Origin of the sequence: Streptomyces pseudovenezuelae, assembly GCF_029892565.1 — a bacterium.
Lineage (GTDB): Bacteria > Actinomycetota > Actinomycetes > Streptomycetales > Streptomycetaceae > Streptomyces > Streptomyces pseudovenezuelae_A.
Genome location: NZ_JARXVH010000011.1, coordinates 118,768 through 141,681, shown reverse-complemented (window position 1 = coordinate 141,681; position 22,914 = coordinate 118,768). Strand labels below are relative to the sequence as shown.

Annotated in this window: 20 protein-coding genes and 1 pseudogene; 9 read left to right on the top strand and 12 right to left on the bottom strand. The window is 71.4% G+C overall.

The genetic code is table 11. The features are described 5' to 3' along the window. Window positions 1-66 precede the first annotated feature (66 nt). Both M2283_RS31700 and M2283_RS31695 read right to left on the bottom strand, forming a co-directional pair. Complete coding sequence (locus tag M2283_RS31700) at window positions 67-891, bottom strand: MOSC domain-containing protein (protein WP_280879881.1); 825 nt, start codon at window positions 889-891, stop codon at window positions 67-69. Between the two features lie 43 nt (window positions 892-934). Further along, a complete protein-coding gene (locus M2283_RS31695) occupies window positions 935-1,369 on the bottom strand; it encodes a DUF6643 family protein (RefSeq protein ID WP_280879880.1) in 435 nt (144 codons plus the stop codon). Between the two features lie 298 nt (window positions 1,370-1,667). On the opposite strand from M2283_RS31695, the gene M2283_RS31690 reads away from it, so the two are divergent. Then, window positions 1,668-2,945, top strand: a complete 1,278-nt coding sequence (locus M2283_RS31690) for a TerD family protein (protein ID WP_280880056.1) — start codon at window positions 1,668-1,670, stop codon at window positions 2,943-2,945. A gap of 15 nt (window positions 2,946-2,960) precedes the next feature. Here M2283_RS31690 and M2283_RS31685 read toward each other — a convergent pair whose 3' ends face one another. Continuing rightward, window positions 2,961-4,142 carry a glycosyltransferase gene (locus M2283_RS31685; RefSeq protein WP_280879879.1) on the bottom strand — a complete coding sequence of 394 codons (1,182 nt, stop codon included), beginning with the start codon at window positions 4,140-4,142 and terminating at the stop codon, window positions 2,961-2,963. Window positions 4,143-4,199: 57 nt separating this feature from the next. On the opposite strand from M2283_RS31685, the gene M2283_RS31680 reads away from it, so the two are divergent. Then, complete coding sequence (locus tag M2283_RS31680) at window positions 4,200-4,985, top strand: glutamate racemase (RefSeq protein WP_280879878.1); 786 nt, start codon at window positions 4,200-4,202, stop codon at window positions 4,983-4,985. A 106-nt stretch (window positions 4,986-5,091) separates the two neighbouring features. Next, a complete protein-coding gene (locus tag M2283_RS31675; protein WP_280879877.1) occupies window positions 5,092-5,628 on the top strand; it encodes a hypothetical protein in 537 nt (178 codons plus the stop codon). An 8-nt stretch (window positions 5,629-5,636) separates the two neighbouring features. Here M2283_RS31675 and M2283_RS31670 read toward each other — a convergent pair whose 3' ends face one another. Further along, window positions 5,637-6,707 (bottom strand): O-antigen ligase family protein, encoded by a 1,071-nt coding sequence (locus M2283_RS31670; protein ID WP_280879876.1) that lies wholly within the window; start codon window positions 6,705-6,707, stop codon window positions 5,637-5,639. 230 nt (window positions 6,708-6,937) lie between these two features. On the opposite strand from M2283_RS31670, the gene lnt reads away from it, so the two are divergent. Together lnt and M2283_RS31660 are read left to right on the top strand one after the other, a co-directional pair. Continuing rightward, window positions 6,938-8,548, top strand: coding sequence for an apolipoprotein N-acyltransferase (gene lnt / locus M2283_RS31665; RefSeq protein ID WP_280879875.1), 1,611 nt, complete (start codon window positions 6,938-6,940; stop codon window positions 8,546-8,548). Window positions 8,549-8,616: 68 nt separating this feature from the next. Continuing rightward, window positions 8,617-9,096 (top strand): NUDIX hydrolase, encoded by a 480-nt coding sequence (locus M2283_RS31660; protein WP_280879874.1) that lies wholly within the window; start codon window positions 8,617-8,619, stop codon window positions 9,094-9,096. A 16-nt stretch (window positions 9,097-9,112) separates the two neighbouring features. Here the strand turns inward: M2283_RS31660 and M2283_RS31655 are convergent, their stop codons facing one another. Next, a complete protein-coding gene (locus tag M2283_RS31655) occupies window positions 9,113-10,075 on the bottom strand; it encodes a GlxA family transcriptional regulator (RefSeq protein ID WP_280879873.1) in 963 nt (320 codons plus the stop codon). 105 nt (window positions 10,076-10,180) lie between these two features. Here M2283_RS31655 and M2283_RS31650 point away from each other — a divergent pair, with 105 nt between their 5' ends. Continuing rightward, window positions 10,181-10,819: an HD domain-containing protein gene (locus M2283_RS31650; RefSeq protein ID WP_280879872.1), complete on the top strand. Its 639-nt coding sequence runs from the start codon at window positions 10,181-10,183 to the stop codon at window positions 10,817-10,819. A 44-nt stretch (window positions 10,820-10,863) separates the two neighbouring features. Here the strand turns inward: M2283_RS31650 and M2283_RS31645 are convergent, their stop codons facing one another. Beyond that, window positions 10,864-11,730, bottom strand: a complete 867-nt coding sequence (locus M2283_RS31645; protein WP_280879871.1) for a LysR family transcriptional regulator — start codon at window positions 11,728-11,730, stop codon at window positions 10,864-10,866. A 234-nt stretch (window positions 11,731-11,964) separates the two neighbouring features. On the opposite strand from M2283_RS31645, the gene M2283_RS31640 reads away from it, so the two are divergent. Both M2283_RS31640 and katG read left to right on the top strand, forming a co-directional pair. Further along, entirely contained in the window at window positions 11,965-12,402 is a 438-nt protein-coding gene (locus M2283_RS31640; protein ID WP_280879870.1) for a Fur family transcriptional regulator, read from the top strand. Window positions 12,403-12,435: 33 nt separating this feature from the next. Beyond that, window positions 12,436-14,649 (top strand): catalase/peroxidase HPI, encoded by a 2,214-nt coding sequence (katG, locus tag M2283_RS31635; RefSeq protein WP_280879869.1) that lies wholly within the window; start codon window positions 12,436-12,438, stop codon window positions 14,647-14,649. A gap of 291 nt (window positions 14,650-14,940) precedes the next feature. On the opposite strand, the pseudogene M2283_RS31630 reads toward katG, so the two are convergent. The 4 genes and pseudogenes from M2283_RS31630 to M2283_RS31615 all read right to left on the bottom strand — a co-directional run. Then, a pseudogene (locus tag M2283_RS31630) lies at window positions 14,941-15,249 on the bottom strand (FAD-dependent monooxygenase); the annotation flags it as partial. 22 nt (window positions 15,250-15,271) lie between these two features. Next, a complete protein-coding gene (locus tag M2283_RS31625) occupies window positions 15,272-15,688 on the bottom strand; it encodes a hypothetical protein (RefSeq protein ID WP_280879868.1) in 417 nt (138 codons plus the stop codon). A gap of 121 nt (window positions 15,689-15,809) precedes the next feature. Further along, entirely contained in the window at window positions 15,810-17,381 is a 1,572-nt protein-coding gene (locus M2283_RS31620; RefSeq protein WP_280879867.1) for an AbgT family transporter, read from the bottom strand. Window positions 17,382-17,386: 5 nt separating this feature from the next. Continuing rightward, window positions 17,387-18,670 (bottom strand): metal-dependent hydrolase family protein, encoded by a 1,284-nt coding sequence (locus M2283_RS31615; protein WP_280879866.1) that lies wholly within the window; start codon window positions 18,668-18,670, stop codon window positions 17,387-17,389. 123 nt (window positions 18,671-18,793) lie between these two features. Between M2283_RS31615 and M2283_RS31610 the strand changes: the two genes are divergently transcribed. Then, window positions 18,794-19,873, top strand: coding sequence for an Lrp/AsnC family transcriptional regulator (locus M2283_RS31610; protein ID WP_280879865.1), 1,080 nt, complete (start codon window positions 18,794-18,796; stop codon window positions 19,871-19,873). A 12-nt stretch (window positions 19,874-19,885) separates the two neighbouring features. Here M2283_RS31610 and M2283_RS31605 read toward each other — a convergent pair whose 3' ends face one another. Further along, window positions 19,886-21,337 carry a purine-cytosine permease family protein gene (locus tag M2283_RS31605; RefSeq protein ID WP_280879864.1) on the bottom strand — a complete coding sequence of 484 codons (1,452 nt, stop codon included), beginning with the start codon at window positions 21,335-21,337 and terminating at the stop codon, window positions 19,886-19,888. A 114-nt stretch (window positions 21,338-21,451) separates the two neighbouring features. Further along, entirely contained in the window at window positions 21,452-22,906 is a 1,455-nt protein-coding gene (locus tag M2283_RS31600) for a glyceraldehyde-3-phosphate dehydrogenase (protein ID WP_280879863.1), read from the bottom strand. Window positions 22,907-22,914: the final 8 nt, after the last annotated feature.

Genomic DNA, 22,914 nt, shown 5'->3' with positions numbered 1-22,914 from the left:
CCCGGCCCCGGTTCCCGCACACCGTGCGTTGTCCGGATCTTTCCGCCGACAGTGCCGAAGGGGTGGCTATTCGACGATCGTCACCGGGTCGCCGACACGGATCGTGCCGCGCGAGAGGGGCACGAGATTCTGGCCGAAGACCAGCTTGCCGCCGATACGGCGGTGCCGCCCCAGCGTGTGCAGCGGCTCGCGGCCCCGGCCGGCGGTGTGCTGGTCGGTGGTGGTCACGACACAGCGACCGCAGGTCTTCGCGACGCGGAAGGCGACCTCGCCGATGACGAGGCGGGACCAGTCGTCCTCGGCCCAGGCGGCGGTCCCGGACAGGACCACGTTCGGTCGGAAGCGGTTCATCGGCAGGGGGCCCTCGGCCGGGTGATCGCCCTGCGCGATGAGGGAGTTGAGGGCGTCGAGTGAGGCGGCCGTGGTGGCCAGCAGCGGGTAGCCGTCGGCGAAGGTCACGGTCTCGCCCGGGTGGGCGTACTGCGGATCGACGGGCCGGCGGGTGGTGGGGTCGTCCATGTGCACCAGGCGGATGTCGGCGCCGAGGTAGGCGCTGCACCAGGCGTGCGCGGCCTCGTCCTCGGCGAGGACGCCCTCGACCTTGTCGCGGAAGATCTCCACCGGCACCGTGCCGACCGGCCGGGGCACGAGCACCGTCAGCGGCTCCATGCCGGGTGCGGACATACGAACGCCGCCGGGCACGAGCTCGGCGGCGGCCAGCGCCAGGCGCGGCTGCTGGCGTTGGGTGACGACCTTTCCCCCGGCGTCGATCAGGACCCAGCGCCGGTCCCCGGCCAGACCCCAGGGCTCCACGTCGGCCTGCCGGGGCGCGAGGCCCCGGAACGCCTTGACCGGATGGACATGAATCGACTGCAGTCGCGCGCTCCCCATGACGCCATCGTGCCAGGGCGGACGGCGGGTCGGGGAGGACGCTCTAGTAGCCGCCGCCGCGGTACTGCTGCTGCTGGTTGTTGTACGGGTCCTGGTACGGGGCCGGGCGGGGAGCCGCGGGGCGCATCGCCTCGTAGCCCGTGCCGGGCGCCATCGGGCGCTGTTGCTGCGGCTGCTGGGGACCGGGGTAACCGCGCGGGGCGGTCGACTGCGGCGGGATGTAGGCCGCGGGAGCCTGCTGCAGCGGAGACGGCTGGGCGGCCTGCGGGTAGCCGTACGACTGGGAGGGACCCGCCGGGAGGGCGGGGAGTGCCGACGGCAACGCGGGCAGGTGACTGCCTGGTGCGTCGTAGGCGGCGGGTACCCGGATCGGGGCGATCTGCGGGGTGCCCCGCTCGGCGACGAGCCTGTCGTAGATCGGAGTGTCCGGGAAGGCGGAGTAGTAACCGCCGCCATAAGTGGAGCGGGGGGAGGTCATGGCACATAAGTTAAGCCCACGATGTGCTGGTTGGGGAGACCGATAAGAGGGTTGTTTTCCGTGTCGGCAGTGACGGTGGACCCCCAATGCGAGCGAACTCGGCAAAATAGGGCGCCGACCTGCGTTCGGATCCTGTAAAGACCGAGTTCCGAGCCGGTTACCAGGGGTTGGCCATTGGTGATCCTGTGCTCCTGATGGGAGTTCGCTGTCCCGGGGAATAGGTTGGACGTGTAGAGAACCCGAAGGGCTGCCGGGACACGACCTGGCGCGATGACAGGCGATGGGGGCAGACATGTCAATGCCGAAGGGATCGAATGTGCCGGTGCCGACGACGGCCCTGCGCGTCGAATTGGGCTGGCGCTCCGGGCCGGGCGTGCCGGACGCCGACGCCTCGGCCCTCCTGCTGGTGGGCGGCAAGGTCCGGTCGGACAGCGACTTCGTCTTCTACAACCAGCCCGCGCACGCCTCGGGCGCCGTCCGGCACGAGGGCAAGCGGGACGGCGGCGGCACCATCACCGACACGCTGGTCGTCGACCTCGCGCGCGTGGAGCCCGCGATCGAGACGATCGTCCTGGTGGCGTCTTCCGACGGCGGCACGTTCGGGCAGGTCCCGGACCTCTACATCGAGGTGCGCGACGCCGCCCAGAACACCGTGGCCGCCCGCTTCGACAGCACCGGCGCGAGCGTCGAAACCGCTTTCGTGCTGGGTGAGTTCTACCGCCGCCAGGGTGCCTGGAAGTTCCGCGCCGTCGGCCAGGGTTACGGCAGCGGACTCGAAGGGCTCGCCAGGGACTTCGGCATCACGGTGGACGAACCGCAGCAGGCCGCGCCGACGCCCGCCCCGCAGCCCGTCGCTCCCCCGTCGCCCGCGCCCGTCGCCCCGCCGGTGACGATGCCGCCGCCGCCCGCTCCCTCGGCGACGCCGCCCGCCGCGCCCGTCCGCCTCACCAAGGTGACGCTCACCAAGTCCGCTCCCTCGGTGTCGCTGACCAAGCAGGGCGGCACCTCGGGCGCCATGCGGGTCAACCTCAACTGGGAGGTGCGCAAGCAGTTCTCGGGCTGGGGCAGCAAGCGGGGCCGGGCGGTCGCCAAGCACGCGGACCTCGACCTCGACCTGTGCGCCCTGTACGAACTCACCGACGGCAGCAAGGGCGTCGTACAGGCCCTCGGCAACGCCTTCGGGTCCCTGCACCGTCCGCCGTACCTCCTGCTCGACGGGGACGACCGCACCGGCGCCGTCGAGAGCGGCGAGAACCTCACCGTCAACCTCGACCACAAGCAGGACTTCCGGCGCGTCCTCGTCTTCGTGACCATCTACGAGGGCGCCCGTTCCTTCGCCGACCTGCATGCCACGGTCACTCTGCAACCGCAGTACGGCGCCGCGATCGACTTCTCGCTCGACGAGTGCACCGTCCCCTCCACGGTGTGCGCGCTCGCGCTGATCACCAACACCGGCAGCGACCTGGTCGTCCAGCGCGAGGCCCGCTATCTGGTGCCCGAGCGCGGGGTGAGCCCGCAGCGGACCATCGACTACGCCTACGGGTGGGGCATGAACTGGACTCCGGGCCGGAAGTGACGCTTCCCGGGCTCGCTACAGAGCGTGCTCGTCGGGCACGGCGTCCGGACGCGCGTACGTGCGGCCCTTCCAGGCCGCACCGCGTCCCCGGTAGTGCTGCACCGCGGAATCGACCGTCATGAGGAGGTAGATGAACGCGGTGAACGGCAGCAGGGGAGCGAGCAGGAGCGGCTGGCGGTAGTAGCGGAGCATCGGGACGTAGGTGCCGGTCATCACCAGCCAGGCCAGGCCGCCGACGAGAGCGGCCGTCGTGTCCCCGCCGGCCGCGCCCGCGATCAGTGCCACCGGCGGCACCAGATAGACCAGCGCCAGACCGAGGACCGTACCGAGCAGCAGCAGTGGGTTGTGCCGCAGCTGCGCGTACGCGCTGCGCGAGACCATCCGCCACAGGTCGTGCAGTCGCGGGTACGGCCGCACGCTGTCGACCCGCTCGGCCAGGCCGAGCCAGATCCGGCCGCCCCCGCCCTTGACCGCCCGCGCGAGGGCGACGTCGTCGATGACCGCGTGCCGGATGGCGTCGGGGATCCGCGCCCGCTCGGCGGTCTCGGCGCGCAGCAGCACACAGCCGCCCGCCGCGGCCGCCGTGCGCGTGCGCTCGCCGCCGATTCGGCGGAACGGATACAACTGCGCGAAGAAGTAGACGAAGGCCGGCACCACCAGCCGCTCCCACACGCTCTCCACCCGCAGCCGCGCCATCTGGGAGACGACGTCGAAGCCGCCGGTGCCGGCGGCGGCGACCAACTCCCGCAGGCTGCCGGGCGCGTGCGCGATGTCGGCGTCCGTCAGCAGCAGGTACTCGGGTCCACGCGCGCGTGCCAGGCCGATGCCGTGGCGCACGGCCCACAGCTTGCCGGTCCAGCCGGCCGGGGGTTCGCCGGGGGAGTCGACGGTCAGCGGCAGCCCGCCGTGCGTGCGGGCGAGCTCGCGGGCCAGGTCGCCCGTGCCGTCCGAACTGCCGTCGTCGACGAGGAAGATCTCCGCCCGTCCCGGATAGTCCTGCGCGAGCAGCGACGGCAGGCTGGCGGGCAGTACGGCCGCCTCGTCGCGCGCGGGGACGACCACGCAGACCGACGGCCACACGTCCGGATCCTCGCGGCGCGGCAGCCTGATGTCCGTGCGCCAGAAGAAGCCCTGACAGAGCAGCAGCCACAACCAGGCGGCGAGGGATACGGCGGCGGTCCACGCGAAGGCGCTCACCCGCGCAGTCTGCCCCACCCCACCGGCCGTAAGGGGCCCATCGTCTATCGTGGCCGGGTGAAGATCGCGCTGATGGACTCCGGAATCGGTCTGCTGGCGGCCACCGCCGCGGTACGGCGGCTGCGACCCGACGCCGATCTCGTGCTCTCCCTGGACCCCGACGGCATGCCCTGGGGACCCCGGACCCCCGAAGACCTCACCGAGCGCGCCCTGGCCGTCGCCGAGGCCGCCGCCGCGCACCGGCCCGCCGCCCTGATCGTCGGCTGCAACACCGCGACCGTGCACGCGCTGCCCGCCCTCCGCGCCCGCCTCGAACCCGAGATCCCGGTGATCGGCACCGTCCCGGCGATCAAACCGGCCGCGGCCGGCGGCGGCCACCTCGCCATCTGGGCCACCCCCGCCACCACCGGCAGCCCCTACCAGCGCAACCTCATCGTGGACTTCGCCAATGGCGTGCCGGTGACCGAGGTGCCCTGCCACGGGCTGGCCGAGGCCGTGGAGCACGCGGACGAGCAGGCGATCGACGCCGCCGTCGCCGCGGCCGCCGCCCTCACCCCGGCCGAGGTAACGACCGTCGTCCTGGGGTGCACCCATTACGAACTCGTCGGCGAGCGCATCCGTGCGGCCGTCCAGCGTCCCGTCAGGCCCCCGCTCGTCCTGCACGGTTCCGCGGGCGCCGTGGCCGCCCAGGCGCTGCGCCGGCTCGGCGAGCAGCCCGCCCCGGAGGCCCCGGCCACCGGCACGCTCACGGTGCTGCTGAGCGGACGCGAGGGTGCGCTGCCCGCGCCCGCCCTGGCCTACGCGGAAGGCCGACTGCTCCGGTCGGTCAGCCCGGCACGCTGACCGACGGGCATCAAACGGACGGCCTGGGTCCAGCAACCGCCCGGTCGGCGGAGCAACTCCCCGCGACCCGGTACCCGCGCAGCGAAACCTGAGTAATCTCGTAGGCATGAGGGACCACCCCCACCCCGCGAAGACCCAGCACCCCGACCTCTGGACCGGACGCGCCACCAACCGGGTCCAGTGGCTGCTGGCACTCGGCGGCGCGGCCTGCCTGGCGCTCGGCATCGAGCTCGCCGTCGACTCGGCCTGGAAGTCCGGCGTCGCCCCGCTCGCCATGGCCGTCGTCGGCTGCATCGCGGCCGGACTGCTGGTCATCTTCGGCACCCTCGCCTTCGTCCACGTCGACCTGAAGCTCGACAAGGAGTCCCTCGAAGTGCGCTGCGGCCACATCGGTGTGCCGCGCCGCCGCATCCCGCTCTCGCATGTGGCCGGCGCCGAGTTCGACGCGCACGTCACCCCGCGTCAGTGGGGCGGCTGGGGCTACCGCTGGCGGCCCGAGAAGGGCACCGCCGTCGTCGTACGGCGGGGCGAGGGCGTCGTCCTGCGGCTGTGGGACGGTCACACGTTCACGATCACCGTGGACAACGCGGAGGCGGCGGTACGGGCCATCAAGGACAGCCTGCGGCCCGGCCCGACGCACTGAGCCCCGGGTCAGTCGGGCGTCAGTCGGTCACCGTGTCTTCGTACGTGCGTCTCCCGGTGCGGTGAGTCGTCGGCGAGGGGTCTCGCGGTGGCCAGGCCGGCCAGCAGGCCCGCGCCGACCGACACGGCGGTGAAGCTCAGGGCGTTGCCGATGGAGGCGATCGCCGCGAGTCCCGTGAGAGCCGCGCCCGCCGTGAGTACGACCGGTGTGGGGCGCGGTGAGCGCCACAGTGCGTACAGCACCCAGCAGAAGGCCGCCCCCAGCAGGGCGACGCCCACCACGCCCTGCTCGGCCGCCTGTTGCAGCGGCGCCGAGTGCGGCTTGCCGTCCGAGAGCAGGGTCCGGGTCGCCGTCGTGCTCAGCTCGCCGAAACGGCCCGGGCCGATGCCCAGGCCGGCGTTGTGGCGGGCCTGCTGCAGCGCGTCGTGCCACAGCTCGATCCGGTGCCCGGTCAACTGGGCCGCCAGCGAGTCGTCCAGTCCCTCGGGCACCGCGTTCCCGGCGAGCGCCCAGACCAGACCGGTCACCAGCGCCGCGGCCAGGGCCAGTCCCGCGATGCCGAGTCCTCGGCCGCGCATCCGGCCGGCGGCCAGCGAGCACAGCAGGACGCCGGTGCAGGTGATGAGCCCGGTGGTCGAGCCGACGACGGCCGCGGTCACCGTGATCCCGGCGCCCAGCGCACCCAGCGCGAACCGCAGGGCCGGTGTCTCGGCCGCCCAGGCGGCGCAGCACGCGGCACCGGTGCACAGGGCCAGCAGGGCGGCGGTGGCACCGGCGTGCCCGAGCGGGGCGTAGATCTGCGGACCCGGCGCCAGATGGGGCACGGCCACCAACAGCACCACCCCGGCCAGCGCTCCCGCGCACGGCGCGGCGACCGGCACCAGCGCCCCGCAGATCCGCCCCACGGCATAGCCGGCGGCCACGGCCAGGATCGCGAGCAGCACGCCCTCGGGGCGGCCGTCATGGGCGCCGGCCGTGATCAGGGACCAGGTGGCACAGGCCCCCAGCACCACCACGCCCGCCGCGTCCGAAACGTTTCGTCTCTCGCCGTCCTCCCCAGGACCGGCCACAGACGTCATCCCAGTGGAACCCACCCCGCCCCCACCCGGTCGTCGCCCCCCGACCATCGCTCGGCCCGTCATCCGGCGGTTGACGGAGGCTCCGGCACACCGTAACGGTTGATGGACGTTTTGTGGATGAGTTGGGCAGAGATGCGCACGAACGATGCGGTGGTCGCGCCTGGTGGCGCCCCGTGCCGCCATCCGGACCGCGCTGTCGGCGCCAAGGTCACCCGCCGTACACTCCCGGAGTGACCGCCACCGCAACCTCCGTGGACGAGTCGGACACGTCGCAGCCCGCGGCCGCGCCCGCGTCAGGCGTGGCACGGCTCGTACGCCTCGTCCCGGCCCTCGTCGCCGCGCTCTCCGGAGTGCTGCTCTACGTCAGCTTCCCGCCACGCACCCTGTGGTGGCTGGCCCTGCCTGCCTTCGCGGGTTTCGCCTGGGTGCTGCGCGGGCGCGGCTGGAAGGCCGCGTTCGGTCTCGGCTACCTCTTCGGTCTCGGCTTCCTGCTGCCGCTGCTGGTGTGGACCGGCGTGGAGGTCGGACCCGGACCCTGGCTGGCGCTGGTCGCCGCCGAGGCGGTCTTCGTGGCGCTGGTCGGCGTGGGCGTCGCCGCCGTGTCGAAGCTTCCCGGCCGGCCCCTGTGGGCGGCCGCCCTGTGGATCGCGGGCGAGGCGGCACGCGCGCGTGTGCCCTTCCACGGCTTCCCCTGGGGCAAGGTCGCGTTCGGTCAGGCCGACGGTGTCTTTCTGCCGCTCGCCGCGGTGGGCGGCACCCCGGTGCTCAGCTTCGCGGTCGTCCTGAGCGGCTTCGGCCTCTACGAGGCGGTGCGTCTCGCCGTCGAGGGGCGGCGCACCCGGACCGTACGGCGGTCCGCCGCGGCCGTGGCCCTGCTGAGCGTGGCCGTCCCGGTGGTCGGCGCGCTGGCGGCGCGCACGCTGGTCAGCGACAAGGCCGAGGACGGCTACGCGACCGTCGCGGTCATCCAGGGCAACGTGCCGCGTGCCGGGCTGGAGTTCAACGCCCAGCGGCGGGCCGTGCTCGACTACCACGCGCGCGAGACGGAACGGCTGGCCGCCGAGGTCAAGGCCGGCAAGATCGCCAAGCCGGACTTCGTGCTGTGGCCGGAGAACTCCTCCGACGTCGACCCGTTCGCCAACGCCGACGCGCGCGCCGTCATCGACAAGGCGGCGAAGTCGATCGGCGTACCCATCTCGGTCGGCGGCGTCGTCGAGCGCGACGGCAAGCTGTGGAACGAGCAGATCCTGTGGGACCCCACGAAGGGCCCCACCGACACCTACGACAAGCGGCAGATCCAGCCCTTCGGCGAGTACCTGCCGCTGCGCTCCCTGATCGGCGCGATCAACAGCGACTGGACCTCGATGGTCCGCCAGGACTTCAGCCGGGGCACCAAGCCGGGCGTGTTCGACATGGCGGGCACCAAGATCGGCCTGGTCACCTGCTACGAGGCCGCCTTCGACTGGGCCGTGCGCTCCGAGGTCACCGACGGCGCCCAGATCATCTCCGTACCGAGCAACAACGCGACCTTCGACCGCAGCGAGATGACCTACCAGCAGCTCGCGATGTCCCGGGTGCGGGCGGTCGAGCACAGCCGGACCGTCACCGTGCCGGTCACCAGCGGCGTCAGCGCGATCATCATGCCGGACGGGAAGATCACGCAGAAGACCGGCATGTTCGTCGCCGACCACCTCGTACAGAAGGTCCCGCTGCGCTCGTCCGAGACGCCGGCCACCCGGCTCGGCATCCTGCCCGAGATCGCGCTGGTGCTGATCGCCGCGGGCGGAGTGGGCTGGGCGGTCGCGGCCGGTGTGCGCGGGCGACGCGCCGGTGACGCGTAGCCGTACGCCGGACACACGCTCCCTGTTCGGCGCGGGAGGGGTGCGAACTCCCGGTTAGGGTCGGGGACATGGCTACTCCTGACTTCATCCGTGAGATCCGTGCCTCGGCCGGTCACCAGTTGCTGTGGCTTCCCGGCGTCAGCGCCGTCGTCTTCGACGACGAGGGCAGAGTCCTGCTCGGGCAGCGCGCGGACAACCACAGGTGGGCGCTGATCTCCGGCATCCCCGACCCGGGCGAGCAGCCCGCGCTCGCCATCGTGCGCGAGGTGGAGGAGGAGACGGGCGTCCGGGTCGCCGTGGAGCGGATGGTCGCGGTGCGGTCGGGGAGGCAGGTCACGTACCCCAACGGTGACATCTGCCAGTTCATGGACCTCTGCTTCCGCTGCCGGGCGCTCGGCGGCGAGGCCCGGGTGAACGACGACGAGTCCCTGGCCGTCGGCTGGTTCGCGCTGGACGATCTGCCCGAGCTGACGGACTACCACCACTTCCGGATCAAGCAGGCGCTGTCCGACGAACCCACGTGGTTCGAGCCCGTGACGTCGCAGTGACGTGAGGGGCATGCCCCTATGACGGCTGCGGGCGGGTGGTGGCGAAGCGCCTGCGGTACTCGGTCGGGGTGGTGCCCAGGTGGCGGGCGAAGGCGCGGCGGAGGGTCTCGTCGCTGCCGAGCCCGCTGCGCTGGGCCGCCGAGGTCACGCTGTGTCCGTCGAGGAGGAGTTGGCGCGCGCGGTCGAGGCGGACGCGCTCGACCCAGCGGGCCGGAGTGGTGTCCAGTTCGGTCTGGAACAGCCGGGTCAGGTGCCGGGTGCTGACGGCGGCGGACGCGGCCATGGCGGGCAGGCTGTGGTTGGCGCCCGGGTCGGCCAGCACCGCCGAGGTCAGGGTGCGCAGCAGGTCGCTGTGGGCCGGCGGGGTCATCAGCGCCGTGGAGAACTGCGACTGCCCGCCCGGGCGTTGCATGAAGACGACCAGTTCGCGGGCCGCCTCCCGGGCCACGTCCGCTCCATGGTCGATCTCGACCAGCGCGAGGGCCAGATCGATGCCCGCGCTGATGCCCGCTGAGGTGAGATAGCGGCCGTCCCGGACGTGCAGGGCGTCCGGCTCGACCCGCACCCGGGGATGGCGCCGGGCCAGCGCCTCGGCCTGCCGCCAGTGGGTGGTCGCCCTGCGTCCGTCCAGCAGGCCCAGTTCGGCGAGGACGAAGGCTCCGGTGCACACCGAGGCGACGCGCGGTGCCCGCTCGGCGAGGACGGCGGCCGCCGCCAGCAGCTCCTCCTCCACGGGCGGCACGGCGAGTCGGTCGGATCCGGCGACCACGAGCGTGTCCACCGGTCCCACCTCCGTGGCCGCCACTGTCCGGGCCAGCACCACGCCCGAGGCCGTCGTGACGTCACCCCCACGCGGGGAGACCAGTACGGGTGTGTAGAGGGGATCGGGCCGTCCGGCCTTGATCAGCACCTCCAACGGGCCGCTGACGTCCAGCAGCGTCACGCCGTCGAACACGAGGAAGGCGACCCGATGCGTCATGTCTGAATCTGTGGGTTGTACGGCAGTGAGGACACGGCGCCAGGATAGGTCACGGCGCGATCCTGAAGGAGGTCACCGACCGAACGGCAAGAGGAAGGCAGCACCATGAGTGAATCGATCGCGGACGTACGGATCCCGGGCAGCGCACTGGCACGGGAGGCGACCGAACTGGTGCGGGACGTCGCCTCACCGCTGCTGTTCGACCACTCCCGGCGGGTGTTCCTGTTCGGATCGCTGCGCGGCCGGGAACAGGGGCTGTCCTTCGACCCCGAACTGCTCTACGTGGGCGCGATGTTCCACGACCTGGGACTGACCGAGCGCTTTCGCCGTACCGGCCAGCGGTTCGAGATCGACGGCGCCGACGAGGCCCGCCGCTTCCTGCGCGCGCACGGCATCGAAGGCGAGCCGGCCGACCGGGTCTGGACGGCCATCGCCCTGCACACCACCCCCGAGATCCCGCTGCACATGGCGCCCGAGGTGGCCCTGGTCACCCGCGGTGTGGAGCTGGACGTCCTGGGCATCGGCTACCACGCCGTGTCCGACGAGCAGCGCGCGGCCGTCGTCGCCGCCCACCCCCGCCCGGACTTCAAGAACCGCATCCTCGCCGCGTTCACCGAGGGCATCGAGGACCGCCCCGACACGACCTTCGGCAACGTCAAGGCGGACGTGCTGGCCCACTTCTCGCCCGGGTTCGTGCGCGGCGACTTCGTGGAGGTCATCAAGGGCTCCGACTGGGCCGAGTAGTCGGGGAAGTGACGCGCGTCCGCCCGGTTGCCGACCCGGAAGCGTCAGCGCTGCGTGATGTGGCGCAGGAGCGCGGTCACGGCGGGAGGCAGTTCCCCGCGCGGGTGGACGACGCGCACGGACCACGCCGGTGCGTGCCCGGTGAAGGGGCGGACCGGGAGGTCGGGGAACCGGGCGGCGAGGGACGGCGGCATGATGCACACCCCGAGGCGGTGCCGGACCAGATCGGTGGCCGCCAGCAGGTCGTTCACCTCGAAGGTGACCGTGCGCTCCAGGGACGCCGTGCGGAAGGCCTTGTCGACCGCGTGCCGGACCGCCCAGCCGGGGGAGAAGTCCACCAGCGGCAGCCGAGCCGCCTCGGCGAGAGACACCGGGCCCTCCGGCGGCAGGCCGTCCGCCGCCGGGGCGGTCACCACGACCATCTCCTCCCGCAGCAGCAGCCGGGTCGTCAGACCGCGCTGCACCGGCGCGTCCAGGGCGGCCACCGCCAGGTCGACGGTGCCCTCGCGCAGGGCCTGCGGGATGTCCTCGGCCGGGGCCTGACGCAGCCGTACCACCACGCCCGGGTGTTCCCGGTGGAAGCCGGCCAGCGCCTCGGCGCCGCCGTACAGGCCCTGCATGACGCCGATCGTGAGCTCCCCGCGCAGTTCTCCCTGGGCGAGGTCGACCGCCGTCCTGGCCTCCTCGGCGGCGCGCAGGGTGGCGCGGGCGGCCGGCAGGAAGGCGTGCCCCGCGGGGGTCAGCGACACCCGGTGGGTGGTGCGCCGGAACAGTGCCGCGCCCAGTTCACGCTCCAGGGCGCGGACCGTGCTGGAGACCGCGGACTGGACGACGTGCAGCCGCCGGGCCGCGGCGCTGAACCCGCCCTCCTCGGCGACCGCGACGACGACCTCCATCTGACGAAGGTCCATGGCCTCCTCCCCTCCGTGACTGTCTCGTTCTGGTTGTCTCGTCCCGGCCATCTCATACGCAGATGACCACCAGCTTGAATCATCTGCGCCGGAATTGGGCCCGCCGCGCCCACCGCTCCGTGCGTGCAACGCCGGGGTCCCCGTGGCACAGTCCTGACCGTTGACCCGCACGACACCAAACTTGGGTGATTCGTTTTCTTGAATCATTCGTGTTTATGCCGGTAGGTTGGCGTCATGACCGCATCCCAGCCTCCGACCACCGCAGCCGAGCTGCGCGGTGCCGGCCTGCGGGTGACGGCCGCTCGCGTCGCGCTGCTCGAGACCGTCCGGGGCGGTGATCACCTCGGGGTCGAGGCGATCGCGTCCGGGGTGCGCGAGCGCGTGGGCCACATTTCCGTACAAGCCGTGTACGACGCACTCCACGCGCTCACCTCGGCGGGACTCATACGCCGCATCGAACCGGCCGGCAGCCCCGCCCGGTTCGAGGGACGCGTGGGAGACAACCACCACCACTTGCTGTGCCGGTCGTGCGGCGCCGTCGCCGATGTCGACTGTGCCGTCGGCGACGCCCCCTGTCTGACCGCGTCCGACGACCACGGTTTCTCGATCGACGAGGCCGAGGTCATCTACTGGGGCCTGTGCCCCACCTGTACCAACGCCCCCAGTACCTGAGCAACGTGTTCCCCCCAGTTCGGAAGGATTCCCATGTCTGAGAACCACGACGCAATCGTCACGGACGCGAAGTCGGAGGATGCCGGGGGCTGCCCCGTCGCGCACGGGCGCGCCGCGCACCCCACCCAGGGCGGCGGTAACCGTCAGTGGTGGCCGGAGCGCCTCAACCTGAAGATCCTCGCCAAGGACCCGGTCGTAGCGAACCCGCTCGGCGGGGACTTCGACTACGCCGAGGCGTTCGGTGGCCTCGACCTCGCGGCCGTCAAACAGGACATCGCCGAGGTACTGACCACTTCGCAGGACTGGTGGCCGGCCGACTTCGGCAACTACGGCCCGCTGATGATCCGGATGGCCTGGCACAGCGCCGGCACCTACCGCATCAGCGACGGCCGTGGCGGTGGCGGCCGCGGTCAGCAGCGCTTCGCGCCGCTGAACAGCTGGCCGGACAACGGCAACCTCGACAAGGCCCGCCGTCTGCTGTGGCCGGTCAAGAAGAAGTACGGCCAGTCCATCTCCTGGGCCGACCTCCTGATCCTCACGGGCAACGTGGCGCTGGAGACGATGGGCTTCGAGACCTTCGGCTTCGGCGGCGGCCGCGCCGACGTCTGGGAGGCCGACGAGGACGTGTACTGGGGTCCCGAGACCACCTGGCTCGACGACCAGCGCTACACCGGCGACCGCGAGCTGGAGAACCCGCTCGGCGCCGTCCAGATGGGCCTCATCTACGTCAACCCCGAGGGCCCCAACGGAAACCCGGACCCGCTGGCCGCGGCCCGCGACATCCGTGAGACCTTCCGCCGGATGGCGATGAACGACGAGGAGACCGTCGCCCTCATCGCCGGTGGCCACACCTTCGGCAAGACCCACGGCGCGGGCCCGGCCGAATCGGTCGGCGACGACCCCGAGGCCGCCCCGCTGGAGGCGCAGGGCCTGGGCTGGAAGTCCACCTACGGCAGCGGCAAGGGCGGCGACGCGATCACCTCCGGCCTCGAGGTGACCTGGACCACCAAGCCCACCCAGTGGAGCAACGACTTCTTCGACATCCTCTTCGGCTACGAGTGGGAGCTGACCCAGAGCCCCGCCGGCGCCAACCAGTGGGTGGCCAAGGACGCCGAGGCGATCATCCCCGACGCGCACGACGCGTCGAAGAAGAAGCTCCCGACGATGCTCACCACCGACCTCTCGCTGCGCTTCGACCCGATCTACGGTGAGATCTCGAAGCGCTTCCACGAGAACCCGGCCGCGTTCGCGGACGCCTTCGCCCGCGCCTGGTACAAGCTGACCCACCGTGACCTGGGCCCGAAATCCCTGTACCTCGGCCCGGAGGTCCCGGGGGAGACCCTGCTGTGGCAGGACCCGCTGCCGCAGGCCGAGGGCGAGGCCATCGACGCCGCCGACGTCACTGCCCTCAAGGCGAAGATCCTCGCCTCCGAGCTGACCGTCTCGCAGCTGGTGTCCACCGCGTGGGCGTCCGCCTCCACCTTCCGGGGCAGCGACAAGCGCGGCGGCGCCAACGGCGCCCGTATCCGCCTGGAGCCGCAGCGCGGCTGGGAGGCCAACGACCCCGACCAGCTCGCGCAGGTGCTGCGGGTCCTCGAAGGCATCCAGCAGGAGTTCAACTCCGGCGCCAAGAAGGTCTCCCTGGCCGACCTGATCGTCCTCGGCGGTGCCGCCGCGGTCGAGAAGGCCGCCAAGGACGCCGGCGTCGACGTGGAGGTCCCCTTCACGCCGGGCCGTGTCGACGCGACCGAGGAGCACACCGACGTCGAGTCGTTCGCCGCGCTGGAGCCGACCGTCGACGGGTTCCGCAACTACCTCGGCAAGGGCAACCGCCTGCCGGCCGAGTACCTGCTGCTGGACCGGGCGAACCTGCTCACGCTGAGCGCCCCCGAGCTGACCGTCCTCGTCGGCGGCCTGCGTGTCCTGGGTGCCAACCAGGGCCAGTCCACGCACGGTGTCCTCACCGACAAGGTCGGCACGCTGACCAACGACTTCTTCGTGAACCTGCTCGACCTGGGCACCACGTGGTCGTCGACCTCCTCGGACCAGCAGACCTTCGAGGGCCGCGACGCTTCCGGCGCGGTCAAGTGGACCGGCACCCGTGCCGACCTGGTCTTCGGCTCGAACTCCGAACTCCGCGCGCTCGCCGAGGTCTACGCGAGCGACGACGCGAAGGTGAAGTTCGTGAACGACTTCGTCGCCGCCTGGGTCAAGGTCTCCGACCTGGACCGGTTCGACCTCGTCTGATTCCGACCGGTTCGCACTCCTGACGTCCGGGTCGGCCCTCGTGGGCCGACCCGGACGTTCGCGTTGCGGTGGAGACCTTCCTACGTCGTCAGCGGTCCAGGACCGCCTTGAGCGCCCGCGCCAACTCCGCGCTCGCGTCTGCCGCGTCCGCCGGAGGGGACGTACGCGCCACGCGATGTACCCGTCGGGGCGCACCAGCAGACAGCCGTCCTCCTCGATCTCGCTGGACCGGTCGTCGCCGGTGCCCCAGGTACGGATCCGGGCGATCTCCTCGCCCGCGATCGACGTACAGAAGACCGTGTCGCCCATCAGGTGCCGGGGAGTTCCGGCGGCCAGCGCCTCTTCCTCGACGCCGAGGTCGCGCAGCGCCTCCAGGGTGCGCTGGTTGGTGATGTGGGCGCGGGGGGTGTTGGCCACCCACCCGTACTTGTTGATCATCGTGACCCGTATGCCGTAGGCGGCGAGCAGCAGCGCGGCCGTCCCGCCGGCCGGGCCCGGTCCTTGAAGGCGCGCGCGAAGCGGCTGACACCCAGGCCGGCCGCCGTGGCGAGCTCCGCGAGCGGCAGTGGATCCGCGAGCCGCGCCTCCATCAGATCGCATACGGCCGTGAACTGACGGTCCGTCAATCTTGTTGCGCGGGGCTGCTGTTCACCGTCGGCGCGGCGTACGTTGCTGTGCCGCCAGGCCAGTTGACCAGCGAGCGCGAGCTCCAGTTGGTCGGTATACGTGCCACGCCGTCCAGCGCCAGGACCAGTTGCTCCAGGAGTGGGTCGGTGACGCCGAGTTCCTCGTTGAGGCGCACCGGCCCGTGGTCCTCGCCGACGGCCGCGCGCAGGGTGTCGTCCGCGACGTACACGTGCACGGTCTTGAGCGGGCCGCCGAGTTCGACGTCCAGGGTGGTCCCGGCGGGGTGGAGGAACATGCCGCCCGGCGGGACGCGGCTGACCTCGGTGAGTCGGCGGCGCCCGCGGCGGACCGTGACGGGGCCGTCCAGGTGCAGCACCCACGGCAGTCCGAGGATGCCAGGGGTGTCGTCCACGCCAAGTTCCCGCATCGGCTTCAAGCCCCGCTCCCACCTGCGCCTCGGGTCCGCCGCCTGGGGCGGACCGGTACTTCATGGTGCGCAGGTGGGAGCCCGGAGAAGGCGCGGGGCGGGGCGATCACTTCAGACCGATGTGCGCCCCGGGTCCCAGCGGCAGGTCGAAGCCGTAGAAGATGCCCAGGATGATCAGCCAGACCGCGAGGAACGGGACGACGAACACCGAGAGCCGGGCGATGAGGGTGCCGAGGCGGGCGTCCGGTTCGTAGCGGCGCAGCAGGGCCAGGAGCAGGAAGACGTACGGGTTCATCGGCGTGATGATGCCGGTGGCGGAGTCGCCGATGCGGAACGCGGCCTGGCTGAGCGCCGGGCTCATGCCGAGCAGCATGAACGCGGGCACGAAGACCGGTCCGACCAGCGACCACAGGGCCGAGCCGGAGACGATGAAGAGGTTCAGACAGGACGCCAGGAGCACGAACGCCACCAGGACCCAGAAGCCGGTCAGGCCGATGGAGTTCAGGCCGGCGGCGGCCTTGACGGCGAGCAGCACGCCCAGGTTCGACCAGTTGAAGAGGGCGATGACCTGGGCGGCGACGAACATCAGGACGATGTAGCCCGACATGCTCTTCACCGACTCGGACATGGCGGTGACCACGCCCTCCGCGCCCGACACCGTCTTCACCGTGAAGCCGTAGGTGAGCCCGGCCAGCAGGAACGCGCCGAACAGCACGGGAACGATGCCGGTGAGCAGCGGCGAGGGCACCAGCGCCCCGCCCTCGCCGCGCAGGGGCGCCCCCTCGGGCAGCCACAGGGACAGCACGGCGCCCGCGTAGAGGACGACGACCAGGCCGGTGACCAGCAGGCCGCGCCGCTGGACCGGGGTGAGGGTCAGGTCCTGCTCCTCGGGCTCGTCGTCCCCGGGTTCGTAGGCCGGCAGTCGCGGTTCGAGGACGTGGCTGATGAGGAAACCGCCGAGCAGGCCGAGCACGATGCTGCTGGAGGCGGTGAAGTAGTAGTTGACCAGGATGTTCAGGTCCAGGCCCTGGGCGGCGGGCAGGACCGAGGCCGCCTGCTGGGTGATGCCGATGTACAGGGCGTCCAGCGAGCCGATGGTGAACCCGGCCGCGTAGCCCGCGCCGACACAGGCGAAGCCGCCGATCAGACCGGCCACCGGATGCCGTCCGGCGGCCTTGAAGACCACGGCCGCCAGCGGCGGGAGCACGATCGCGGCCACGTCGCTCATCATGTGCGCCTGGCAGGCGACCAGCGCCACCAGATAGGGCAGCACCTTCCGCGGGGCGCGGGCCAGCGTGGCCCGCATGACCGTCTCCAGGAGCCCGGTCCGCTCCGCGAGGCCCACCGCCATGATCATGATGAGCACGGCGCCGACCGGCGGGAACGTGGCGAAGTTGATGACGAGGTTCTGCGTCAGCCAGCTGATCCCCGCGCCGGTGAACAGCCCGGTGATCGGCTTGGTCTCGTCGGTGCCGGGGACCGTGACGGTGGTGTCCGCCAGCGACAGCGCGGTCGACACGACGGCCAGGACCAGGAAGAGGCAGGTGAACAGGACGATCGGGTTGGGCAGCGCGTTGCCGACCCGCTCGATCAGCGCCAGTACACGGTCGATGCCGCGCCGAGGTCCCGTTTCCGGGGACTTGCTGTCCGGGGCGGGCAGTTCGGTCAGTGAGGACATCGGCGCTACCGCCTTCCAGCGGGGCCCGCGGCGGGCAGGAGGTCCTTGCGTACGACGCCGTCCTGGACGACGCAGACTACGTTCGCCGGATCGCCCAGGACACCGATGTCCCGCAGCGGGTCGCCGTCGCAGAGGATCAGGTCGGCGGTGCGGCCTGCGGTGAGGGTGCCCAACCGGTCGGCGACACCGAGGAGCTCGGCGGAGGTGCGGGTCCCGGCGACAATGGCCGCCATCGGGTCCATGCCGAGGTCGACGAGGTAGCTCAGTTCCATCAGGTTCACGCCGTGCGGGCCGACGGCGGCGTCGGTGCCGAGCGCGATCCGGGCACCGTACTCGATGGCCCGGGCGATGTTCTCCTTCGTGATGCCCGACCAGCGGGTCTTCTTCTGGTAGTGGAAGTCGGGCATCGTCTCCTTGTCGATCCCCGCGTACACGGTGGACAGCGTCGGGACGACGAACGCCTCCCGCTCGCCCGCCAGGTCCAGGGCCCGCTCGTCCAGCCCGTAGCCGTGCTCGATGCTGGTGACGCCGCCGCGCAGGGCGTTGAGGATGCCGGCGTTGCCCTGGGCGTGTGCGGCGACGGGCTTGCCGCCATGCCGCCGGGCCTCGTCGACCACGGCCCGGATCTCCTCCTCCAGGAGGCCCTCGTCGTCGGGCTGGTCGTAGGGGCTGCCCATGCCGCCGGTGGCGCAGATCTTCACCAGGTCGGCGCCCTCGCGCAGCACCCGGCGCACCGCGAGCCGGGCCTCGTCGGCGGTGTCGGCGATCTCCGACATCCCGGCGCTGAGGTCGGTGCCGTCGGGCAGGCGTACGTCGGCGTGTCCGCCGGTGTGGCTGATGATCCGTACCGCCGTGCTCAGCCGCGGTCCCACCACCCGGCCGCTCTCCACGGCCGTGCGGAACCCCGTCGACAGACCGCCCAGGTCGCGGGCGCTGGTGACACCGGCGTCCAGGGTCTGCCGCAGCCGCGTGACCGTGTCCAGGGTGACCAGGACCGGGTCCAGTTCGGCGCGGCGCCCGGGCGGCGAGCCGTGCGCGTAGGCGAGGTGCACGTGGCAGTCGAAGAAGCCGGGCAGTACGGTCCGGCCGGCGGCGTCGACCACACGAAGGTCCGCGGGCCGGTCGGCCGTCGTAGGCTCGGTCGCGGCGGGGCCGGCATAGGTGATCGTGCCCTGGGCATCGACGGTGATGACGGCGTCGTCGACCGGCGGCGAACCGGTCCCGTCGACGAGCCTGGCGCCGTGTATCCGCAGAGCGGTCCGGGCTTCCCGGGTGGTGGGGTGCGTCATGGGGCGCGGTCACTCCTCCGTGGTCGTGGGCAGGGAACGGAGTGTGAAGTGCGCGGGTCAACCGGATGTCACCATGCAGAATTCGCGTCGGATCCGTGCGACGCGTGCAGAGAAGTGCCGCCCATGGACGTGCAGGATCGTGCCGCGGTCGAACTCGACGAGCTCGACCGCGCTGTCGTGCACGCGCTGCAGATCCACCCCAGGGCGCCCTGGACGCTGGTCGGCGAGGTCCTCGGGATCAACTCGGTCACGGCGGCCCGGCGCTGGCAGCGGCTGCGCGAGGCGGGCCTGGCGTGGGTGACCGCGTACCCCCGGTTGTCCGACGCGCGGTTCGTCGTGACCGCGGTGGTCGAGGTGGACACCGACCCGGGGCGCGCCGAGGACGTGGCGCGCGTCCTCGCCCGGGAACCCGCGGTGGCGAACATCAAGCTCACGGCCGGCGGACGCGATCTCGTCCTGTCCGTGCAGACCACCGGCCTGCACGAGCTGGGCTGGCTGACCACGCGGCTGTTCCAGAGCACCCCGGGAGTACGGGCGAGCCGTACGAACGTGTCGACCGGACTGCCCGCCGAGGGCAGCCGATGGCGGCTGCGGAGCCTGGACGACGTGCAGTGCGCGCGCCTGGAGGCGGCGATCCCGCCGGCCGTCGTCCCCACGCCCGCCGCCGAGGCGCGCTGGGACGACCTGGACGCGCACCTGCTGGAGCTGCTCAGCACGGACGGGCGGATGTCGCTGCGCGACCTGTCGGCGGCGGCCGACACGAGCATCACCACCGTCCGCCGCCGGGTGCAGTCGCTGCTCGCGGCACGGCTGTCCCTGCGCTGCGACCTGGCCCGGCCGCTGTCGGGGTGGCCGCTGTCCGCCGTGTACTTCGCCTCCGTGCCCGGCCAGCACGTGGAGGAGACCTGCCGGGTGCTGGCCGGGATGCGGGAGGTGCGGGCGTGCGCGATCACCGCCGGGCCGCACAACCTGGTGATCGACGTCTGGCTGCGCGACCTGCGGGACGTGCACTCCTTCGAGGCCCATCTGGCGCGGCGGATCCCACGTCTCACGGTCGACGACCGCTCGGTGGTGCTGAGCACGGTCAAGCACATGGGCCGGCTGCTGGACGAGGACGGCCGCTGCGTCGGCGTGGTGCCGCTGCGGCATCCGCGGGGACACCGTGCCGCCGGCGCCGGGCAGATGACGGTCCCGGCGCTGTAGCCGTCGGGGTCGTCAGGGCTCGCGGTGCTCGTGCGCGGACCGTTCCAGTTCCTCGGCCTCCGCCTCCGCCAGCCGGGTCTCGGCCGCCACGTCGATCGACCGGGTCAGGAACCAGTAGAGGATCGCGGAGACCGGCAGTCCGACGAACAGGGAGATGTCGGCGCCGTCGAGCGCGTCGGCGATGGGCCCGGTGTAGAGCGTGCCCACGGAGAAGAACGGGATCATCACGGCGAAGCCCACGAGGTAGGCGATGATCCCGTGCCAGCCCCAACGCCCGTAGATACCACAGGGGTTGAAGATCTCGGCGATGGCGTAGTGGCCGCGGCGCACGATGTAGTAGTCCATGAGGTTCACCGCGGTCCAGGGGATGAAGAGGTAGAGGACCAGCAGCAGGAAGTTGTTGAAGTTCGTCAGGAAGTCGGAGGTCGCGGCCATGGCGCCGATCAGCGAGAGGGCCGCGGTGAGGCCGATGGTGAGCAGCCGGACGCCGACCGTGGGGCGGACCCGCTTGAAGGAGTCGATGGCGCTGATCAGGGTCAGCGAACCGCCGTACATGTTGAGCGCGGTGACGGAGATCAGGCCGAGCGCCGCGAACAGCAGCACGATCGCGCCGAAGCCGCTGAACACCTTGTCGCCGGCCGCGTTGATCGAGCTGACCGTGTCGAAGTCCTTGCCCGCCCAGGCGGCGAGCAGCGTGCCCAGGACCATCAGCCAGATGCCGCCGAGGGCCGAGCCGAAGTAGGTCCAGTAGAAGGTCTTGCGGACCGTCACGCCCGGCGGGAGGTACCGCGAGTAGTCGGAGACGTAGATCGCCCAGCTGATCTGGTAGCCGGCGACCACGCCGAACTGGGCCAGGAACGGCGTCCATTGGAAGCCGCCGAGGTCGAAGGAGCCCGCCGGGTAGTGCAGGGTGACCAGGACGCCCACGGTGAAGATCCCGAAGACGACGAGGAAGGTGTACGTCAGGAACTGCTCGGCCTTGTGGATGACGTCGTAGCCGACCAGCGCGATGACCAGGGCGACCACGGTTACCACGGCCACCCACGGCTTCACGCCGCCGTGCACCGTGGTGTGCAGCGCCTCGCCCGCCAGGATGGTGTTGAAGACGTTGAAGCCCGCGTACTGGACATAGGCGAACAGCCACACCAGCAGGGCGCCGACATAGCCGAACTGGGGCCGCGACTGGATCATCTGCGGCAGGCCCAGCTGCGGGCCCTGGGCCGAGTGGAAGGCCATGAAGAAGGTGCCGATCACGGTGCCCGCGACGATCGCGATCAGCGACCAGATGAGGTTGCCGCCCTCGGTGATGCTGATCAGGCCGACGGCGAGCGTGGCGATCTGCGCGTTCGACATGAACCACAGCGGGCCCAGGTGCCACAGCTTGCCGTGGCGTTCGTCGAGCGGGACGTAGTCGATGGAGCGGGTCTCCAGACCCGACACCCTGGGCTCTGCTGATGTGGTCATGACGCCTCCAGAGTGTGGATCCGTCTCTGAGGCCACATTCATGCCCCGGCCATGTCCGGTCAAGCGGTCATTACCGACCCTTGACCGGACAGGTGTCGAGGTCGGACGCCGAGGTCAGACCGCCGGGCTCGGGAACGTCGGATATTCCACGCCGGAGACGTGCTGGACGACCCGGACGACCTGGCAGGAGTAGCCGAACTCGTTGTCGTACCAGAGGTAGAGGATCGCGTTGTCGCCCTCGACCTTGGTGGCGCCGGCGTCGACGATCGAGGCGTGGCGCGAGCCGATGAAGTCGCTGGAGACCGCGTCGGGAGCCGTGGTGAAGTCGATCTGGCGCTTGAGCGGAGAGGTCAGCGAGACCTCACGGAGGTGGTCGAGGACCTCCTCGCGGCACGTCTCGCGGGAGAGCTGCAGATTGAGGATCGCGATCGAGACGTCCGGCACCGGGACACGGATCGAGCTGCCGGTGATCCGCGCCTTGAGGTCGGGCAGCGCCTTGGTGACGGCGGAGGCGGCGCCGGTCTCGGTGATGACCATGTTGAGCGGCGCGGAGCGGCCCCGGCGGTCGGCCTTGTGGTAATTGTCCAGCAGGTTCTGGTCGTTGGTGAAGGAGTGCACGGTCTCCACGTGACCGCGCTGCACGCCGAACTCGTCGTCCATCGCCTTCAGCGGCGGCACGATCGCGTTGGTGGTGCAGGACGCGCAGGACATGATCCGCTCGTCCGGCTTGACGGTGTCGTGGTTGACGCCGTGCACGATGTTCGGGACGTCGCCCTTGCCCGGCGCGGTCAGCACGACCTTGTCGATACCGGGGCGCAGATGCTGCGAAAGGCCTTCGCGGTCACGCCACTTGCCGGTGTTGTCGATGAGGATGGCGTCCTTGATGCCGTACGCCGTGTAGTCGACCTCGGACGGGTCGTCGGCGTAGATCACCTTGATCGCGTTGCCGTTGGCGAAGATCGTGCCGCTCGCCTCGTCGACCGTGATCGTGCCCTGGAACTGGCCGTGGATCGAGTCGCGGCGCAGCAGCGAGGCGCGCTTGACGAGATCCTCGGGGGCCCGCCCGCCGCCCCCGCGCACCACGATGGCGCGCAGCCGCAGACCGTTGCCGGAGCCCGCCTTCTCGATCAGCAGCCGGGCGACCAGGCGCCCGATGCGGCCGAAGCCGTAGAGGACGACGTCCCGCCCGTCGCCGCGCTCGATCTTGTTGGCGCCCGTGGCGCCGGCGACGGCCTCGGCGGTGAACTCCTCGACGGTCAGGCCGCGTTCGTCGTCGCGGTAGGTCGCGGCGAGCATGCCGATGTCGATCTGCGAGGGGCCGAGGTCGAGCGTGGTCAGGGCGCGCAGGAAGGGCAGCGTCTCGGTGACCGAGAGCTCCGCGCCGGCGATCTGCCGGGCGAAGCGGTGGGTCTTGAGGATGCTCACCACCGACTTGTTCACCAGGGAGCGGCTGTGCAGCAGCACGGTGACGTCCTGCTCGCGGTGCAGCTTCCCGATGATCGGGATCATCGACTCCGCGGTCTCCTCGCGGGTCTTCCAGTTGGTGAACGAGTCGTCGTTGACAGTCACAGAGTTCT

What these genes read in the sequence shown, in the direction of transcription:
- M2283_RS31620 (WP_280879867.1), bottom strand. Translation starts at nt 17,381, where the DNA reads ATGTCCTCACTGACCGAACTGCCCGCCCCGGACAGCAAGTCCCCGGAA.
- M2283_RS31700 (WP_280879881.1), bottom strand. Translation starts at nt 891, where the DNA reads ATGGGGAGCGCGCGACTGCAGTCGATTCATGTCCATCCGGTCAAGGCG.
- M2283_RS31660 (WP_280879874.1), top strand. Translation starts at nt 8,617, where the DNA reads ATGGCTACTCCTGACTTCATCCGTGAGATCCGTGCCTCGGCCGGTCAC.
- M2283_RS31615 (WP_280879866.1), bottom strand. Translation starts at nt 18,670, where the DNA reads ATGACGCACCCCACCACCCGGGAAGCCCGGACCGCTCTGCGGATACAC.
- M2283_RS31605 (WP_280879864.1), bottom strand. Translation starts at nt 21,337, where the DNA reads ATGACCACATCAGCAGAGCCCAGGGTGTCGGGTCTGGAGACCCGCTCC.
- M2283_RS31610 (WP_280879865.1), top strand. Translation starts at nt 18,794, where the DNA reads ATGGACGTGCAGGATCGTGCCGCGGTCGAACTCGACGAGCTCGACCGC.
- M2283_RS31690 (WP_280880056.1), top strand. Translation starts at nt 1,668, where the DNA reads ATGCCGAAGGGATCGAATGTGCCGGTGCCGACGACGGCCCTGCGCGTC.
- M2283_RS31655 (WP_280879873.1), bottom strand. Translation starts at nt 10,075, where the DNA reads ATGACGCATCGGGTCGCCTTCCTCGTGTTCGACGGCGTGACGCTGCTG.
- M2283_RS31695 (WP_280879880.1), bottom strand. Translation starts at nt 1,369, where the DNA reads ATGACCTCCCCCCGCTCCACTTATGGCGGCGGTTACTACTCCGCCTTC.
- M2283_RS31675 (WP_280879877.1), top strand. Translation starts at nt 5,092, where the DNA reads ATGAGGGACCACCCCCACCCCGCGAAGACCCAGCACCCCGACCTCTGG.
- katG (WP_280879869.1), top strand. Translation starts at nt 12,436, where the DNA reads ATGTCTGAGAACCACGACGCAATCGTCACGGACGCGAAGTCGGAGGAT.
- M2283_RS31650 (WP_280879872.1), top strand. Translation starts at nt 10,181, where the DNA reads ATGAGTGAATCGATCGCGGACGTACGGATCCCGGGCAGCGCACTGGCA.
- M2283_RS31670 (WP_280879876.1), bottom strand. Translation starts at nt 6,707, where the DNA reads ATGACGTCTGTGGCCGGTCCTGGGGAGGACGGCGAGAGACGAAACGTT.
- M2283_RS31645 (WP_280879871.1), bottom strand. Translation starts at nt 11,730, where the DNA reads ATGGACCTTCGTCAGATGGAGGTCGTCGTCGCGGTCGCCGAGGAGGGC.
- M2283_RS31640 (WP_280879870.1), top strand. Translation starts at nt 11,965, where the DNA reads ATGACCGCATCCCAGCCTCCGACCACCGCAGCCGAGCTGCGCGGTGCC.